This is a genomic window from Citrobacter sp. Cb031 (genome assembly GCF_030336725.1).
GTDB classification, from domain to species: Bacteria; Pseudomonadota; Gammaproteobacteria; order Enterobacterales; family Enterobacteriaceae; genus Citrobacter; species Citrobacter braakii.
Map to the genome: position 1 here is coordinate 174,574 of NZ_JAOWDA010000035.1, position 14,276 is coordinate 188,849.

Here is a 14,276-nt window from a genome sequence, read left to right on the forward strand (position 1 = left end):
GAATTTGAGGTGTTATGTCTGTGGTTATCAGTGATGCCTGGCGCCAGCGTTTTGGCGGTACGGCGCGTCTGTATGGCGAAAATGCGCTGCAGTTGTTTGCCCAATCGCACGTTTGCGTGGTCGGGATTGGCGGGGTAGGGTCGTGGGCGGCGGAAGCGCTGGCGCGTACCGGTATTGGCGCCATCACGCTCATCGATATGGATGATGTGTGCGTCACCAATACTAATCGCCAGATCCATGCTCTGCGCGATAACGTCGGCCTGGCAAAAGCTGAAGTGATGGCTGAACGTATCCGCCAGATTAACCCGGAGTGCCGGGTGAACGTAGTCGATGATTTTGTCACGCCGGATAATGTTGCTGAGTATATGAGTGCGGGTTATTCGTATGTCATTGATGCGATTGATAGCGTGCGCCCAAAAGCGGCACTGATCGCCTGGTGTCGACGTAACAAAATTCCGCTGGTGACCACCGGTGGTGCGGGAGGGCAGATCGACCCGACGCAGATACAGGTCGTTGATTTGGCAAAAACTATCCAGGATCCGCTGGCAGCCAAGCTACGCGAGCGACTGAAAAGCGATTTTGGCGTGGTGAAAAACAGCAAAGGCAAGCTGGGCGTGGACTGTGTGTTCTCGACCGAAGCGCTGGTTTACCCGCAGGCAGATGGCTCGGTATGTGCGATGAAAGCGACGGCGGAAGGGCCGAAGCGCATGGATTGCGCATCCGGTTTTGGCGCGGCCACTATGGTGACCGCCACCTTTGGCTTTGTTGCCGTCTCACATGCGCTGAAGAAGATGATGGCGAAAGCGGCGCGCCAGAGTTGAGTGTGTTGTGCCGGATAAGGCGCGTTCGCGTCGCCATCCGGCAACCCTCAAACCTGTCGGGCAGCCTCAAGAATCGCCTCGTTCAGAGCATGCAGCCCCTGGGTACGCGAGGCGCTGAGCTGCGCGCGTAAACCTAGCTCGTCAAATAATGCCATAGGCGAATGCGCCAGTAACTCGGCTGCGGTTTTACCTTCAACCGCCGTGAGTAATACCGCCAGCAGCCCGCGTACAATGCGACCTTCGCTGTCGCCGAAGAAATGCAAAGTACCATTCTCATGAAGGGTATGCCCCAGCCAAACGCGGTTTTCGCAGCCCGCGATCTCTTTGGCCTGTGCCTTTAGCGAATCCGGAAGCGCTGGCAACTGCTTACCCAGCAGAATCAGCTGGCGATATTTATCTTCCCACTGGGTGAGCGGGGTAAAGGTATTGCGTAACGTCTCTTCCGTTACGGTTGTGCCAAACGGGTGTCCGGCGAACAGAGGGCTTGTCATTAATCCACCAATATTTCCAGCGCGCGGTCAACGGCTGCGACCAACGCATCTACATCACTTTGCGTATTATAAGGTGCAAATGAGGCGCGTAGCGTCCCGGATACGCCCAGTTCTGCCAGCAGCGGTTGCGCACAGTGTTGTCCTGCACGCAGTGCAATGCCATATTCGGCCAGCAACGTCACCATGTCGCTGTGATGAACGCCTGCGAAATCAAAGGCTAACAGACTGGAGTCCTGGCAGCGGAAGGAGCGAAAGCCGGGGCGTTTCGCCAGTGCATCTTCTGCCAACGTCGCCAGACCCCGGCTCCAGTTTTCGGCCTGCACCACGTCAACGTCCGCCAGCCATTCGAGCGCCGCGCTTAGTCCGATAACGCCAGCAACGTTAGGCGTACCGGCCTCCAGCTTCCATGGAGCAGCCTGGGTGGTGAAACCGTCAAAACTGACTTCGCTAATCATTTTACCGCCACCGAGCCAGGGAGACATGGCATCCAGCAGTTCCGGTTTACCGTACAGCACGCCAATGCCGGTGGGGCCATACAGCTTGTGGCCCGAGAACGCATAGAAATCAATGTCTAATTGCTGTACGTCGGCGGGGAAATGGACAATCCCCTGGGCACCATCCACCATCACCACCATGCCAGCCGCATGGGCGAGCGTAATGGCGCGGGCCAGATCCGGGCAACCGCCGGTAACGTTCGACATCTGCCCAAGCGCCAGAATGCGGCTGCGTGGAGTGATGAGTTGCGCGAGGCTTTCAACGTCTGGCAATAAATGGGCGTTAAGCGGCAGCCTGACGACCTTCGCCCCCGTTTGCTCCGCCACCATCAGCCAGGGCACGAGGTTGGCATGATGCTCTGCTGCGCTAACGATAATCTCATCACCCGGTTGTAAGCGCGGTCGCGCATAGCTTTGGGCAACCATGTTGATCGCTTCCGTCGTACCGCGGGTCCAGACGATTGTTTTGTCATCCGGCGCATTAATCAGGCTTGCGACTTTTTCCCGCGCGGCTTCATAGCGTGCGGTCAGGCGCTGTGCTTCGGCAAACTGGCTGCGGTGGACGTTCCCGGCGCTCAGGCTATAAAACTGATGGGTGGCCTCAATCACTGCCTGCGGCTTCAGTGCGGTAGCAGCGCTGTCGAGATAGACGCCAGCATCGTTGAGTGCGGGAAATTGCGCGCGAAACTGCGCGGGGTTAAAAGCGTTCATGGTATTCCTCAGTTCAGTAAACCGATCGTGGCGCAAAAAGGGCGCTGATACAAGGGGGGTGCTAACCATCGGAATACTCTGGATATCCTGGCAAAGTCCACGCAGTGTCTTATGCTATATACCGTTAGGCGAGCAATTTAGCCTGTTACGGAGTGTGTTTTTAATAGCATAAATCGCTTTAAGGAGAAAAAGATGAAAAAGACTGCCGCAATTATCTCTGCTTGTATGCTGACTTTTGCCCTGAGCGCCTGTTCTGGTTCGAATTACGTGATGCACACCAATGATGGTCGATCAATCGTATCTGATGGTAAGCCACAGACCGACAATGAAACGGGGATGATTTCGTATAAAGACGCTAACGGCAACAAACAGCAGATTAACCGTACCGATGTGAAAGAGATGGTAGAACTGGATAACTAACCGGTCGTCCATCGACTAAGAGTCGGACAAAAAAAAGCACCGCAATTTGGCGGTGCTACATTAATCACTATGGACAGACAGGGTAAATGTACAGGAAGTGAAAAAGGGTAGCTTTGCTACCATGGTCTGAATCGCAGACCAATTGCAAACACAACAACACAACATCACAACCGTAAGCCAAAAGCCCACCAGAACACGCATTCCGATAAAACTTTTCGTTCCGGCTTCAGGAAGTGCCGCCACTATAGGTATTTGCTGGTAGAACCTCAACGGACAATTTATAATGGCTCAGATAAAAAAAACTAATAGGTTACAACCTGTTGGTTAATTGTTAAATTCATTTAACATCAAAGCCTAAAAGTCATGTCAAAACGATTACCACCCCTAAATGCGTTGCGTGTTTTTGATGCTGCAGCGCGTCATTTAAGCTTTACTCGCGCAGCAGAAGAGCTTTTTGTGACGCAGGCCGCAGTAAGTCATCAAATCAAGTCACTTGAGGATTTCCTGGGGCTGAAGCTGTTTCGTCGACGCAATCGATCTTTGCTGTTAACGGAAGAAGGCCAAAGCTACTTTCTCGACATCAAAGAGATTTTTTCGCAATTAACCGACGCGACGCGTAAACTTCAGGCACGCAGTGCAAAAGGTGCGCTCACTGTGAGTTTATTGCCCAGTTTTGCAATCCAATGGATGGTTCCCAGACTCTCTAGCTTTAACTCAGCTTATCCGGGAATCGATGTCAGGATCCAGGCGGTGGACCGTCAGGAAGACAAACTGGCTGACGATGTTGATGTGGCGATTTTCTACGGACGTGGCAACTGGCCGGGTCTGCGCGTTGAAAAATTGTACGCAGAATATTTATTGCCGGTCTGCTCGCCGCTATTACTCACCGGTGATAAACCGCTAAAGACGCCCGAAGATCTGGCGAAACACACATTATTGCACGATGCGTCACGCCGTGACTGGCAAGCCTATACGCGCCAGCTTGGCCTGAATCATATCAACGTACAGCAGGGACCCATCTTCAGCCATAGCGCCATGGTGCTCCAGGCTGCTATCCATGGACAGGGAATTGCATTGGCTAATAACGTCATGGCGCAATCCGAAATAGAAGCCGGACGTCTGGTCTGTCCGTTTAATGATGTTCTGGTCAGCAAAAACGCATTTTATCTGGTTTGTCATGACAGTCAGGCAGAACTGGGTAAAATAGCCGCCTTCCGTCAGTGGATTCTGGCGAAAGCGGCCACGGAACAAGAAAAATTCCGCTTTCGTTATGAACAATAATTTACGTAGGGTATTCACATGACCAGCCGTTTTATGCTGATTTTTGCCGCCGTAAGTGGCTTTATCTTTGTGGCGTTGGGCGCCTTTGGGGCACATGTTCTGAGTAAAACCCTCGGTGTCGTTGAGATGGGGTGGATCCAGACTGGCCTCGAGTATCAGGCGTTCCATACGCTGGCTATATTTGGCCTGGCCGTCGCCATGCAGCGGCGCATTAGCATTTGGTTTTACTGGAGTAGCGTGTTTTTGGCATTAGGAACGGTGCTGTTTAGCGGCAGCCTGTATTGCCTCGCGCTCTCGCATTTACGCCTGTGGGCGTTTGTTACCCCCGTCGGCGGTTTCAGCTTCCTTGTGGGCTGGGCGCTGATGTTAGTGGGCGCTATTCGATTGAAACGTAAGGGCGTTAGCCATGAATAAGGTTGTATTGTTGTGTCGCCCAGGTTTTGAAAAAGAGTGCGCCGCAGAAATTACGGATAAAGCAGGACGCCGGGAAATCTTCGGTTTTGCCCGCGTGAAAGACAATGCGGGTTACGTCATCTTCGAATGCTATCAGCAGGACGATGCCGAAAAGTTAGTGAAAGAGTTGCCGTTTAGCTCGCTGATTTTTGCCCGTCAAATGTTTGTGGTGGGCGAACTGCTGCAATATTTACCGCCGGAAGACCGCATTACGCCGATTGTCGGCATGTTGCAGGGCGTGGTAGAGAAAGGCGGCGATCTGCGCGTTGAAGTTGCTGATACCAATGAAAGCAAAGAGTTGGTTAAATTTTGCCGTAAATTTACCGTACCACTGCGCGCGGCGCTGCGGGAAGCGGGCGTGCTGGCAAAATATGAAACGCCAAAACGTCCGGTGGTTCATGTGTTCTTTATCGCACCAGGCTGTTGCTATACCGGCTATTCCTGGCCCGACAATAACTCCCCGTTCTACATGGGCATTCCGCGTCTGAAGTTCCCGGCCGATGCGCCGAGCCGTTCAACACTGAAGCTGGAAGAAGCGCTGCACGTGTTTATTCCTGCCGATGAGTGGGATGAACGTCTGGCTAACGGAATGTATGCGGTGGATTTAGGGGCATGCCCGGGCGGTTGGACCTATCAACTGGTTAAACGCAACATGTGGGTTTACTCCGTGGATAATGGTCCGATGGCGCAAAGCCTGATGGATACCGGACAAGTTACCTGGCTGCGCGAAGACGGATTTAAGTACCGGCCAAATCGCAATAACATTTCGTGGATGGTTTGCGACATGGTGGAAAAGCCCGCGAAGGTTGCCGCCCTGATGGCGCAATGGCTGGTCAACGGCTGGTGTCGAGAGACTATCTTCAACCTCAAGCTGCCGATGAAAAAACGCTACGAAGAGGTGTCGCAAAACCTGGCTTATATTCAGGCACAGCTTGACGAGCATGGCGTAAATGCCCAGATTCAGGCGCGTCAGCTGTATCATGACCGTGAAGAAGTCACCGTGCACGTCCGTCGCCTGTGGGCTGCTGTTGGTGGTCGTCGCGACGAGCGATAAGGTAAAATTGCAGGCCGGATGAAGGCGTAAATGTCTCATCCGGCCTGCATTGTTTCAATCAGCGGCGTATCTGAAATAATATGCGTCACATCATCCAGATGCCCAATCCGGGCCTCTCCCGAACGATTAAATTTACTTTTATCGATCAGCAATAATGACTGCGCTGCGCGCTTAAGCAGAATGGACTTGAAGTCGGCATTGGTCGCGTTAGAGTCCCAGAGTGCGCCGTCGCTGTCGATCCCTGCGCAGGAAAAAATAAACAGATCGATCTCGAGTGGTTTGAGCTGCGAGATGAGCGAGGGGTTAACATAGCAACCGTATTTACGCTCAAGGCGACCGCCGGAGCTGATGAGCTGAAGGTGTTCGCGTTTAGCCAATTCCTGGCAAATGGGCTGGCTGTTGGTAAAGACGTGAATGTTGATGTCCGGTAACTGTCGCGCCAGGTACCAGCACGTTGAGCTGGCGTCCAGGGCTATCACCATACCTTCTTCGATCCATGCCAGCGCTTCGCGGGCAATATTCGCTTTGTGGGCATAGTGGCTTTTGAGTCGCATATGAAACGGGTCGCCGCTGTCCTGATTTTCCCGATGAATCACTTTGGCCCGCCCGTGATTGCGCAGCACTTTTCCCTGGGCTTGTAGCTCGCTGAGATCGCGGCGGATGGTCTCTTTGCTGACCTTAAGTTGCAAAGCAAGGGTTTCGGTTGTCAGATTTTTGTGGTTGGTAAGCAGATCTACGATCGCCTGCTGGCGCGCCGCTTTCATGTTCTGATCCTCATTTTATGATGAATGCCCGTAGCTGACGGGCATTCAGACCAGAGATTACGGGGTTACTCCTTTTTTTAATAGAATATTCCCGTACTTTGCCCGCTCTCCTGTGATAACGATAGCAAACGCCTGTTGCGCGCGTTCATAGAAGGTATAGCGGTCAATACGCGTGATGTCCGGGCAGGGGGTTTGCAGTGAAAGCGCCTGACGATAGCGGGTCTCGACGTCAGGATCGAGGGCATCGCCTTCAACAGCCGCCATCATCACCAGCGGTGGGGCATAGCTGTCCAGTTCAAAGAGCGGAATAATCGCCTGTAGCAGGTCGCTGACCAATAGACCGTCGGCGCGGATAACCTGCGGTCCCATGCTGTGGGCCGGGAAGTGGGCATCGGAAAATATAATCTCATCGCCGTGCCCCATCTCAGCCAGCACCTTCAGCAGGTCGGGCGAAATTAAGGGAGATATTGTTTTGAGCATGTTACTCAACTCCTGTTAGTTCGGATTCGGTTTGCGGATAGAAGTAACGGTACTGGTAGCGTACCTGCCCGCGTGCCTGTTCCGGTGAGGCAAATTCCCCAATGCCCGACCACGCAAACATTGTGGCACCTGCCACGGTGGTTTCGGCGTCATCCAGCACTTTGACAGGTATCCCGAGCACATTCGCTTTGATCTGATTCCACAACGCGTTGCGGCTTCCCCCACCAACCAATAGCAGTTCTGTGGCCTGGAAATGACCGATTTTTTCCAGCGTATGGAGGTTTCGCTGCAGCTGTTCTGTCAGTCCTTCCAGCGCGGCGCGATAAAAGTGCCCACGGGTGGTATTGAGCGTAACCCCTTGCCAGCCCGCATTCTGACAGGCCAGCAGGTCGCAGTGCATCTTCACGCCTTCGGCGCCTGCCGGGATGGCCCTGGCTTCGTCAATCAGCGTCTGCCAGGGGGTGTCGGCAGTCCACAGCAGCTTACGCACCCACTCGAGTACACCGGAAGCCAGCCACTGCATGCCGGGGTTATTCAGTCCAGCCTGGCTATCCAGCTCACAAGTGGAACCCGCATATTGGCTGAGCTGGGAGGTATCCACCTGCGCACTGCGCACCATCAGAATTTCCCATGTGCCGGAAGAGAGCACCGGTTCATCTGGTTGGGCTCCAGCGCCAAATAGCGCAAACTGCGTGTCGTGTCCGGCAGAGATGACCGGAATTCCCGCCGTAAGCCCGAGCAAGCTGGCAGCCTCTGGTTGCAAAACCCCAATCTGTTCGCCTGCTTCAACCAGGCGCGGGAACAGACGGCGCGGTATGCCCGTAGCCTGCAAAATGTCATGACTAAAATCGCGCTGCCGGATGTCCAGCAGCTGACTGGTGCCCGCCATGGTGATATCTGTAGTGAACTCGCCGGTTAAACGGTGGTTGATAAGCGACGAGATAAACAACCAGGCGTGCGCCTGCTCCAGAAATTGCGGATGGTTTTCTTTCAGCCACACCAATTTATACAGCGTGTTGAAACTAAATGCGCCGACGCCGGAAATTTCCTGCAATTGCTGCGGTGATATGTAGCGGTGAATATTCTCCATCACCGCTGCGGTGCGTGGACATTTCCAGCTAATCACCGGATACAGCTGCTTGCCGTTCTTATCAACCAGCGCGCCGTCTACGCCAAAAGTGGTGACGGCGATCCCGCGGACATGGCAGGCGGCCAGTTGCGTGCAGAGGCGCTGACAGCAATCGGCGAAGCGTTGCAGAATGGCCTCCAGCGACCACTGATGCCAGGTACTGTTTTCTGTTGCGATGTCACTGGCGTTCGGGGTTGCTGCGCGGGCGACAATCTTTCCCTGTCGGTCAACGGCGATAGCCCGCACGTTGGTCGCGCCACAGTCGAGAACCAGGATAACGTCTTGTTTCATAATCGCTCCCCAAACGTAGCCGGATGGCGCAGCGCTTACCCGGCTTACAAAATTCACCGCGCAGGCCCGGTAAGCTTGCGCCACCGGGCCAGAGTCGCATTAACGCTTATACAGCGGGCCGTAGTTCTGGCAGGCGCGATAATCCTGGCCTTCCATATCCATACCATGGGCTGCCCAGGCTGAAGGGCGGTAAATTTTTTCGTCTTCCACGTTGTGCATACAAACCGGGATACGCAACATGGCGGCGAGCGTAATAAAGTCCGCGCCCACGTGACCAATCGTCAGTACGCCGTGGTTTGCGCCCCAGTTAGCCATGACGGAATAGACATCGCTGAACGGGCCTGTACCGGTTAAGCGCGGGGCAAACCAGGTGGTTGGCCAGGTGGAGTTGGTGCGCGCATCAAGCTGGTCGTGCATCTCTTTCGGCAATTCCACGCTCCAGCCTTCCGCGATTTGCAGCACCGGGCCCAGGCCTTTGATGATGTTGATGCGGGTCATGGTGAACGGCACGCCGCCCTCGGTCAGGAAGCGAGAAGAATAGCCGCCGCCGCGGAAGTATTCGTGAATAGCCGGACACCATTCGGTAGCCGCCAGGCAATCATCCGCCTCTTTCTGTGAGATTTCCCAGTGCGGCTTCATGGTCGGTTTCCCTTCGCCGTCGCGCTGTTTGCAGGAGCCATCCAGCGCTGCCGAGCCGGAGTTAATCAGGTGAATAATACCGTGCTCAGCAAGGCCGGTTAGCGGTTTACCTGTGACGCGTTCAACCGCCTCTGGCGACCAGTAGGTGCGCACATCGGCAAAGACCTGCGCTGTGCCGGTGAGTTGATGACCAAACAGCATCGCCACGCCGTTCAGGCTGTCGTTTTCGGTGGCGACAACGAACGGTTCGCGAATGCCGTTCCAGTCAAAGGAGCTGTTGAGCAGTGCTTCGGCGGTATCGCCATTCGGGTATTGATCGGTCCAGTGACGCTGGCCCTGGAAGCCTGCGGCAATCGCGTTGTACCCCAGCGACTCTTCAACCCGACCTTTGTCTGCCAGTTTCTGGTTACCCTGCATCATGTCGCGAATGCACATGGCCATCAGCAGGCTCTCTTTCAGCACCGCACGGCTCTGCTCTGCGTTACGCTTATATTGCTGTGCGTTCTGATCTTCACCGTAGCGGAAGTTTTTATCCGCCCACGCCAGCGCCATTTCCAGCTCAGCTTCGTCATAGATTTTTTGGTCGATGCGACGACGCAGTTCGGTCATATCAACGGGTTGAACCTTCATTCCCAGCCAGGATTCAAAGAAGTTATGATCGACAATCGAGCCGGCAATGCCCATTGAAACACCGCCTACGGACAGGTAGCTTTTGCCTTTCATACTGGCAACCGCCAGGCCCGCGCGGGCAAAGCGCAGCAATTTTTCTTCAACATCGGCAGGGATCGTGGTATCGCCGGCATCCTGTACGTCATGGCCGTAAATAGAGAAGGCGGGAAGTCCTTTTTGATTATGCGCAGCCAATGCTGCGGCCAGATAAACTGCGCCGGGACGTTCTGTTCCGTTAAAGCCCCAGATAGCTTTTGGGCGCATCGGATCCATGTCGATGGTTTCGCTACCGTAGCACCAGCATGGGGTAACAGTAATCGTCACGCCTACGTTCAGGCTGCTGAATTTTTCTTCACAGGCGGCAGATTCAGCCATCCCGGCAATGCAAGTGTCGGCAATCACACATTCAATTTGTGCGCCACTGGCGTGACGAAGTTTCTCTGTGATCAGCGCAGCAGTGGCTTTGGCCATATTCATGGTTTGCTCTTCGAGCGATTCACGAACACCCATACGGCGCCCATCAATCACCGGACGAATTCCAATTTTCGGTAAGCTATTTTTGTTCATTCGAGGTTCCTCATCTCACTTTATGCCGTGCTGCAAAAGCGGATGTTGAACACCACCGTCGCAGTTGGCTGAATAACCCATTTTTGCTAACTCGAGTTAGCTTAGGTATTAGAGAGTTTTTTGCACAACTTTTTTGTTGTGGAACTGTGAGAGGCTTCACGAGAAGTGGTTAAAATTCGATCTGCGTCAAATAAACCAGGACGGGTATTTTCAATAAATCCTTTTTAAATTAATTGGTTGTAATAAATTGTCTGTTCAGCGTCACAGTTTTAAACCAAATGATTTGGCTATTTTGAGTAGCTAAAATAGCTTTAAAAGGCACTTCGCTAACTCGAGTTAGCATGATTGATAAAACGCATATGAACTTATAGGTAGTATTCGCATTAACGGTGACGATGGCTTCCTGGCAACGTTTTGCGCCTGATTCACTGATTGCAGTTTCTGTATATTGAGGAAAGCAGCAATGTCTGAAACATTTTTACAGATGAGTCATATTACGAAACGTTTTCCCGGCGTATTAGCGTTGAGTAATGTGGATTTTGCTTTACGCAAAGGAGAGGTTCATGCGCTGCTGGGTGAGAATGGCGCAGGAAAGTCTACGTTGATGAAGATTTTATCCGGTGTTTATCAGCCTGATGAAGGGGATATTATTTTTGAGGGACAACCTGTTACTTTTGCGAATCCGTTGAGTGCACAAAGCGCAGGTATCACCATCATTCACCAGGAGTTTAACCTTTTCCCTGAACTCACGGTGGAAGAAAATATATTTATTGGCAGGGAGTTTTGCAAAAATAATCGCTGGCGTCTGGATGAAAAACAACAGCGACAGGCAGCTATCGATATTTTGCAAAAATTAAACCTGAATATCTCTCCAGAAACGCTGGTGGCCGATCTGACCGTCGCGCAACAACAAATGGTTGAGATTGCTAAAGCGATATCGGTGAATGCCAAGATTCTTATTATGGATGAACCGACGGCAGCGCTAACTGAAACGGAAATTGACAGCTTATTTCAGGTAACTCGTTTGCTGAAAGAACAGGGAACGGGCATTGTTTATATCTCGCACAGGTTAGAGGAACTGGCGCTGATCGCCGATCGCGCGACGGTGATGCGGGATGGCCAGTTTATTGCCACTGTGGATTATGATGCGGTTAAAATTAGCGATCTGATTGCCATGATGGTTGGGCGCGATCTTGGCAATATCTATCCTCGCCGCGAACCTTTGGCTCAACGCAAGCCGGTGTTGGAAGTAAGCGGTCTGACGCGCAATGGCGTATTGAACAATATTGATTTCACTCTGTATCAGGGCGAAATTTTGGGCTTCGCCGGTCTGATGGGGGCAGGACGTACTGAGCTGGCGCGGGCGATTTTTGGTGCGGATCCCATTGATGGCGGAACCCTCAAGCTGAACGGTAACGTGACGGTAATTAAAGATATTCCTGATGCTATCAAACAGGGTATCAGCTATTTAACCGAGGACAGGAAAAAAGAGGGGTTGGCATTAGGACTGTCCGTTGAGCGCAATATTATGTTGGGCAATTATCCTGAGTATTCCGATCGTTATGGCAACGTGGACAGCAAACGTTGTCAGAAAACCAGCGAAGAACAGGTGAAAGCCCTACGCATTAAAACACCACATTTAGAACAGGCTGCTCTGAATTTAAGTGGTGGTAATCAGCAGAAAATTATTATTGCCAGATGGGTGTGTAAAGACACCGATATTCTCATCTTTGATGAACCCACTCGCGGTATTGATGTGGGTGCCAAACTTGAGATTTATGAATTAATGAATCGACTGGTGGCCAAAGGGAAGTCAATTATCATGATCTCCTCTGAATTACCGGAAGTGCTGGGTATGTGCGATCGCATTTTAGTGATGCGTAATGGACGTATTACCGGGGAGTTAGCTTCTGATGACGCCACACAAGAAAAAATCATGCAATATGCGACGTTAGAGGACTAATTTATGACTATCTCTGTAACCTCTTCAGACAGCAATAATAAGAAAATAAAAATTAACAAAGAACTTTTAATGCGCCTTGCACCGCTTTTGAGTCTGATTATTTTAGTAATATTTTTTAGCTTTGGTTCGCCATTTTTCTTTAACACTGAAAACATCATGACAATCGCTCTGCAAACTTCAGTGATTGGCATTATGGCGATTGGCGTTACCTTCGTCATTATCACGTCAGGAATCGACCTTTCTCTTGGCTCGGTAGTGGCCTTTTCGGGTGTTGCGGTAGGCATCAGCGCCACGCTGGGATTGCCTCTGCCCGTATGTATTCTGGCCGGGGTGCTGGCCGGTGGATTATGCGGCTATATCAATGGTCTGCTGGTCACCAAAATGACTATCCCGCCTTTTATCGCCACGCTGGGCCTGATGATGTCCGTCAGAGGCATCAATATGGTGATGACAGATGGTCGTGCGATTTATTTCGCTGATTACCCCACCTTCAAAATGCTGGCCCAGGGACGTTTGTTCGATGTGTTGCCTTATCCCGTTTTTTACCTGGTGGTGGTGGCGCTAATCGCCGCCTACATCCTGAAGAAAACGGTGATTGGTCGCTATGTTTACGCTGTGGGTAGCAATGAGGTGGCCGCACACCTTTCCGGTATTAAAGTTCAACGCGTCAAAATTTTCGTCTACGCCTTTTGTGGTCTGCTGACCGGGATCGCCGGGGTTATTCTGGCCTCACGTCTGAACTCTGGTCAGCCAACGGTTGGCGTGGGTTATGAACTGGAAGCCATCGCAGCGGTTGTTATTGGCGGTACGAGCCTGATGGGGGGAATTGGCACCATCGGCGGGACTATCATCGGCGCATTCATTATGAGCGTGTTGAAAAACGGTCTGAACCTGATGGGGGTTTCCCAGTTCTGGCAAATGGTGGCCATGGGCGTGGTGGTCATTGCTGCGGTTTATCTCGATACATTACGCAAAAAAATTCGTTGATTTACGCTCCCGGAAGTCACGGGGCATCATAACCCTGACGTTTAGGGTGACTCACTCAGAACGGAGTAAAACAATGAGAACCAGGAATTTTGTCTATGCGTTATCCCTGCTGGCCTGTATGACATCCAGCGTATTGGCTAAAGATATGAACCTTCCGGTGGTCAGTAAAGGTTTCCAGCATGAATTCTGGCAAACCGTAAAAATGGGGACGGAAGCGGCAGCAAAAGAGTCGGGTGATAAAACCAGCTATGTTGGCCCGGCGGATGAAACTCAGATTGCCGAGCAGATTCAGCTAGTTGAAAACGCGATGGCGCAAAAACCCAATGGGCTATTGCTGGCAGCGTTAGATGCCAATGCGCTGGCGCCATTAGTTGAGACCGCAAATTCACGCGGCATTAAAGTTGTGACGTTTGACTCCGGCGTGAATTCCGATATCCCAGTGAGCTTTGTCGCCACGAATAACCGTAAAGCCGGTGCTGAAGCGGCGGATGCACTGGCAGCGGAAGTGGGTAGCAAAGGTAAAGTGGGCATTATTGCTCACGTAGCGGGGACCTCCTCAGCGATTGAGCGTTCGGAAGGATTTATTGCCCGCATGAAGGAGAAATACCCGGAAATCCAGGTGCTACCGGTCCAGTACAGCGATGGCGATCCGCAAAAAGCGATGGATAAAACCATCGATATGATCCAGGCCAACCCTGATATCGCAGGGATTTATGGCACCAATGAAGGCTCAACGCTGGGCGTAGCAAACGCCATTGATAGTCAAAACCTGAAAGGTAAAGTGAAAGTGATTGGTTTTGATAGCACCGAGGCAATCATTGCTTTCCTGAAGTCTGGGGTCATTCAGGGCTTTGTCGTGCAGGACGCTTATCAGATTGGCTACCAGGGTATCAAGACACTAAATGCAGCGGTATCGGGTCAGTCTGTACCGAAAGAAATTGATATTCCGGTTAAATTCGTTAATGCGAAGAACATTGACACCCCGGAAATTGACAAGCTGTTACACCCATTCGGTAAAAAATAACACCGTTGGGGCGAAGTGCTCGCCCCATCATTCGCCAG

At 52.1% G+C, this 14,276-nt stretch carries 14 protein-coding genes; 8 read left to right on the forward strand and 6 right to left on the reverse strand.

All coding sequences use genetic code 11. From position 1 onward, the window contains the following. The first annotated feature begins 14 nt into the window (after nucleotides 1-14). Nucleotides 15-821, forward strand: coding sequence for a tRNA cyclic N6-threonylcarbamoyladenosine(37) synthase TcdA (gene tcdA, locus OGV93_RS22585; protein WP_019077596.1), 807 nt, complete (start codon nucleotides 15-17; stop codon nucleotides 819-821). Between the two features lie 47 nt (nucleotides 822-868). On the opposite strand, the gene csdE is transcribed toward tcdA, so the two are convergent. Together csdE and csdA are read right to left on the reverse strand one after the other, a co-directional pair. Further along, a complete protein-coding gene (csdE, locus tag OGV93_RS22590) occupies nucleotides 869-1,312 on the reverse strand; it encodes a cysteine desulfurase sulfur acceptor subunit CsdE (protein ID WP_016154263.1) in 444 nt (147 codons plus the stop codon). Further along, the gene (gene csdA / locus OGV93_RS22595) at nucleotides 1,312-2,517 is read right to left on the reverse strand and encodes a cysteine desulfurase CsdA (protein WP_016157368.1); all 1,206 of its coding nucleotides are present in this window, start codon (nucleotides 2,515-2,517) and stop codon (nucleotides 1,312-1,314) included. Before csdA ends, csdE begins: the two co-directional genes overlap by 1 nt. Nucleotides 2,518-2,709: 192 nt before the next feature. On the opposite strand from csdA, the gene OGV93_RS22600 reads away from it, so the two are divergent. The 4 genes from OGV93_RS22600 (at nucleotide 2,710) to rlmM (ending at nucleotide 5,725) form a co-directional block, all read left to right on the forward strand. Continuing rightward, the gene (locus OGV93_RS22600) at nucleotides 2,710-2,937 is read left to right on the forward strand and encodes a YgdI/YgdR family lipoprotein (protein WP_016154261.1); all 228 of its coding nucleotides are present in this window, start codon (nucleotides 2,710-2,712) and stop codon (nucleotides 2,935-2,937) included. A 363-nt stretch (nucleotides 2,938-3,300) separates the two neighbouring features. Further along, nucleotides 3,301-4,218, forward strand: a complete 918-nt coding sequence (gcvA, locus tag OGV93_RS22605; RefSeq protein ID WP_016154260.1) for a glycine cleavage system transcriptional regulator GcvA — start codon at nucleotides 3,301-3,303, stop codon at nucleotides 4,216-4,218. An 18-nt stretch (nucleotides 4,219-4,236) separates the two neighbouring features. Next, nucleotides 4,237-4,632 carry a DUF423 domain-containing protein gene (locus tag OGV93_RS22610; protein WP_003034037.1) on the forward strand — a complete coding sequence of 132 codons (396 nt, stop codon included), beginning with the start codon at nucleotides 4,237-4,239 and terminating at the stop codon, nucleotides 4,630-4,632. Beyond that, complete coding sequence (gene rlmM / locus OGV93_RS22615; RefSeq protein WP_003034040.1) at nucleotides 4,625-5,725, forward strand: 23S rRNA (cytidine(2498)-2'-O)-methyltransferase RlmM; 1,101 nt, start codon at nucleotides 4,625-4,627, stop codon at nucleotides 5,723-5,725. Before OGV93_RS22610 ends, rlmM begins: the two co-directional genes overlap by 8 nt. Nucleotides 5,726-5,760: 35 nt before the next feature. Here the strand turns inward: rlmM and fucR are convergent, their stop codons facing one another. The 4 genes from fucR to fucI form a co-directional block, all read right to left on the reverse strand. Further along, a complete protein-coding gene (gene fucR, locus OGV93_RS22620; protein WP_019077594.1) occupies nucleotides 5,761-6,489 on the reverse strand; it encodes an L-fucose operon activator in 729 nt (242 codons plus the stop codon). Between the two features lie 57 nt (nucleotides 6,490-6,546). Further along, nucleotides 6,547-6,969: an L-fucose mutarotase gene (gene fucU, locus OGV93_RS22625; protein ID WP_103928545.1), complete on the reverse strand. Its 423-nt coding sequence runs from the start codon at nucleotides 6,967-6,969 to the stop codon at nucleotides 6,547-6,549. Between the two features lies 1 nt (nucleotide 6,970). Further along, nucleotides 6,971-8,389, reverse strand: a complete 1,419-nt coding sequence (fucK, locus tag OGV93_RS22630; protein ID WP_103928544.1) for an L-fuculokinase — start codon at nucleotides 8,387-8,389, stop codon at nucleotides 6,971-6,973. Between the two features lie 99 nt (nucleotides 8,390-8,488). Next, nucleotides 8,489-10,264: an L-fucose isomerase gene (gene fucI / locus OGV93_RS22635; RefSeq protein ID WP_103928543.1), complete on the reverse strand. Its 1,776-nt coding sequence runs from the start codon at nucleotides 10,262-10,264 to the stop codon at nucleotides 8,489-8,491. 463 nt (nucleotides 10,265-10,727) lie between these two features. Between fucI and OGV93_RS22640 the strand changes: the two genes are divergently transcribed. The 3 genes from OGV93_RS22640 to OGV93_RS22650 all read left to right on the forward strand — a co-directional run bounded on the left by OGV93_RS22640 (nucleotide 10,728) and on the right by OGV93_RS22650 (nucleotide 14,238). Beyond that, on the forward strand, nucleotides 10,728-12,227 hold the full coding sequence (locus OGV93_RS22640) for a sugar ABC transporter ATP-binding protein (RefSeq protein ID WP_046276142.1): 1,500 nt from the start codon (nucleotides 10,728-10,730) through the stop codon (nucleotides 12,225-12,227). A 3-nt stretch (nucleotides 12,228-12,230) separates the two neighbouring features. Further along, complete coding sequence (locus OGV93_RS22645; RefSeq protein WP_003034055.1) at nucleotides 12,231-13,214, forward strand: ABC transporter permease; 984 nt, start codon at nucleotides 12,231-12,233, stop codon at nucleotides 13,212-13,214. Nucleotides 13,215-13,287: 73 nt separating this feature from the next. Continuing rightward, nucleotides 13,288-14,238 (forward strand): ABC transporter substrate-binding protein, encoded by a 951-nt coding sequence (locus tag OGV93_RS22650; protein WP_016157361.1) that lies wholly within the window; start codon nucleotides 13,288-13,290, stop codon nucleotides 14,236-14,238. Nucleotides 14,239-14,276: the final 38 nt, after the last annotated feature.

Excerpts from the sequence above, each read along its gene's own strand:
- fucU (WP_103928545.1), bottom strand. The coding sequence starts at position 6,969 with ATGCTCAAAACAATATCTCCCTTAATTTCGCCCGACCTGCTGAAGGTG.
- csdE (WP_016154263.1), bottom strand. The coding sequence starts at position 1,312 with ATGACAAGCCCTCTGTTCGCCGGACACCCGTTTGGCACAACCGTAACG.
- fucI (WP_103928543.1), bottom strand. The coding sequence starts at position 10,264 with ATGAACAAAAATAGCTTACCGAAAATTGGAATTCGTCCGGTGATTGAT.
- OGV93_RS22640 (WP_046276142.1), top strand. The coding sequence starts at position 10,728 with ATGTCTGAAACATTTTTACAGATGAGTCATATTACGAAACGTTTTCCC.
- csdA (WP_016157368.1), bottom strand. The coding sequence starts at position 2,517 with ATGAACGCTTTTAACCCCGCGCAGTTTCGCGCGCAATTTCCCGCACTC.
- OGV93_RS22600 (WP_016154261.1), top strand. The coding sequence starts at position 2,710 with ATGAAAAAGACTGCCGCAATTATCTCTGCTTGTATGCTGACTTTTGCC.
- tcdA (WP_019077596.1), top strand. The coding sequence starts at position 15 with ATGTCTGTGGTTATCAGTGATGCCTGGCGCCAGCGTTTTGGCGGTACG.
- fucK (WP_103928544.1), bottom strand. The coding sequence starts at position 8,389 with ATGAAACAAGACGTTATCCTGGTTCTCGACTGTGGCGCGACCAACGTG.
- gcvA (WP_016154260.1), top strand. The coding sequence starts at position 3,301 with ATGTCAAAACGATTACCACCCCTAAATGCGTTGCGTGTTTTTGATGCT.
- OGV93_RS22610 (WP_003034037.1), top strand. The coding sequence starts at position 4,237 with ATGACCAGCCGTTTTATGCTGATTTTTGCCGCCGTAAGTGGCTTTATC.
- fucR (WP_019077594.1), bottom strand. The coding sequence starts at position 6,489 with ATGAAAGCGGCGCGCCAGCAGGCGATCGTAGATCTGCTTACCAACCAC.
- OGV93_RS22645 (WP_003034055.1), top strand. The coding sequence starts at position 12,231 with ATGACTATCTCTGTAACCTCTTCAGACAGCAATAATAAGAAAATAAAA.
- rlmM (WP_003034040.1), top strand. The coding sequence starts at position 4,625 with ATGAATAAGGTTGTATTGTTGTGTCGCCCAGGTTTTGAAAAAGAGTGC.
- OGV93_RS22650 (WP_016157361.1), top strand. The coding sequence starts at position 13,288 with ATGAGAACCAGGAATTTTGTCTATGCGTTATCCCTGCTGGCCTGTATG.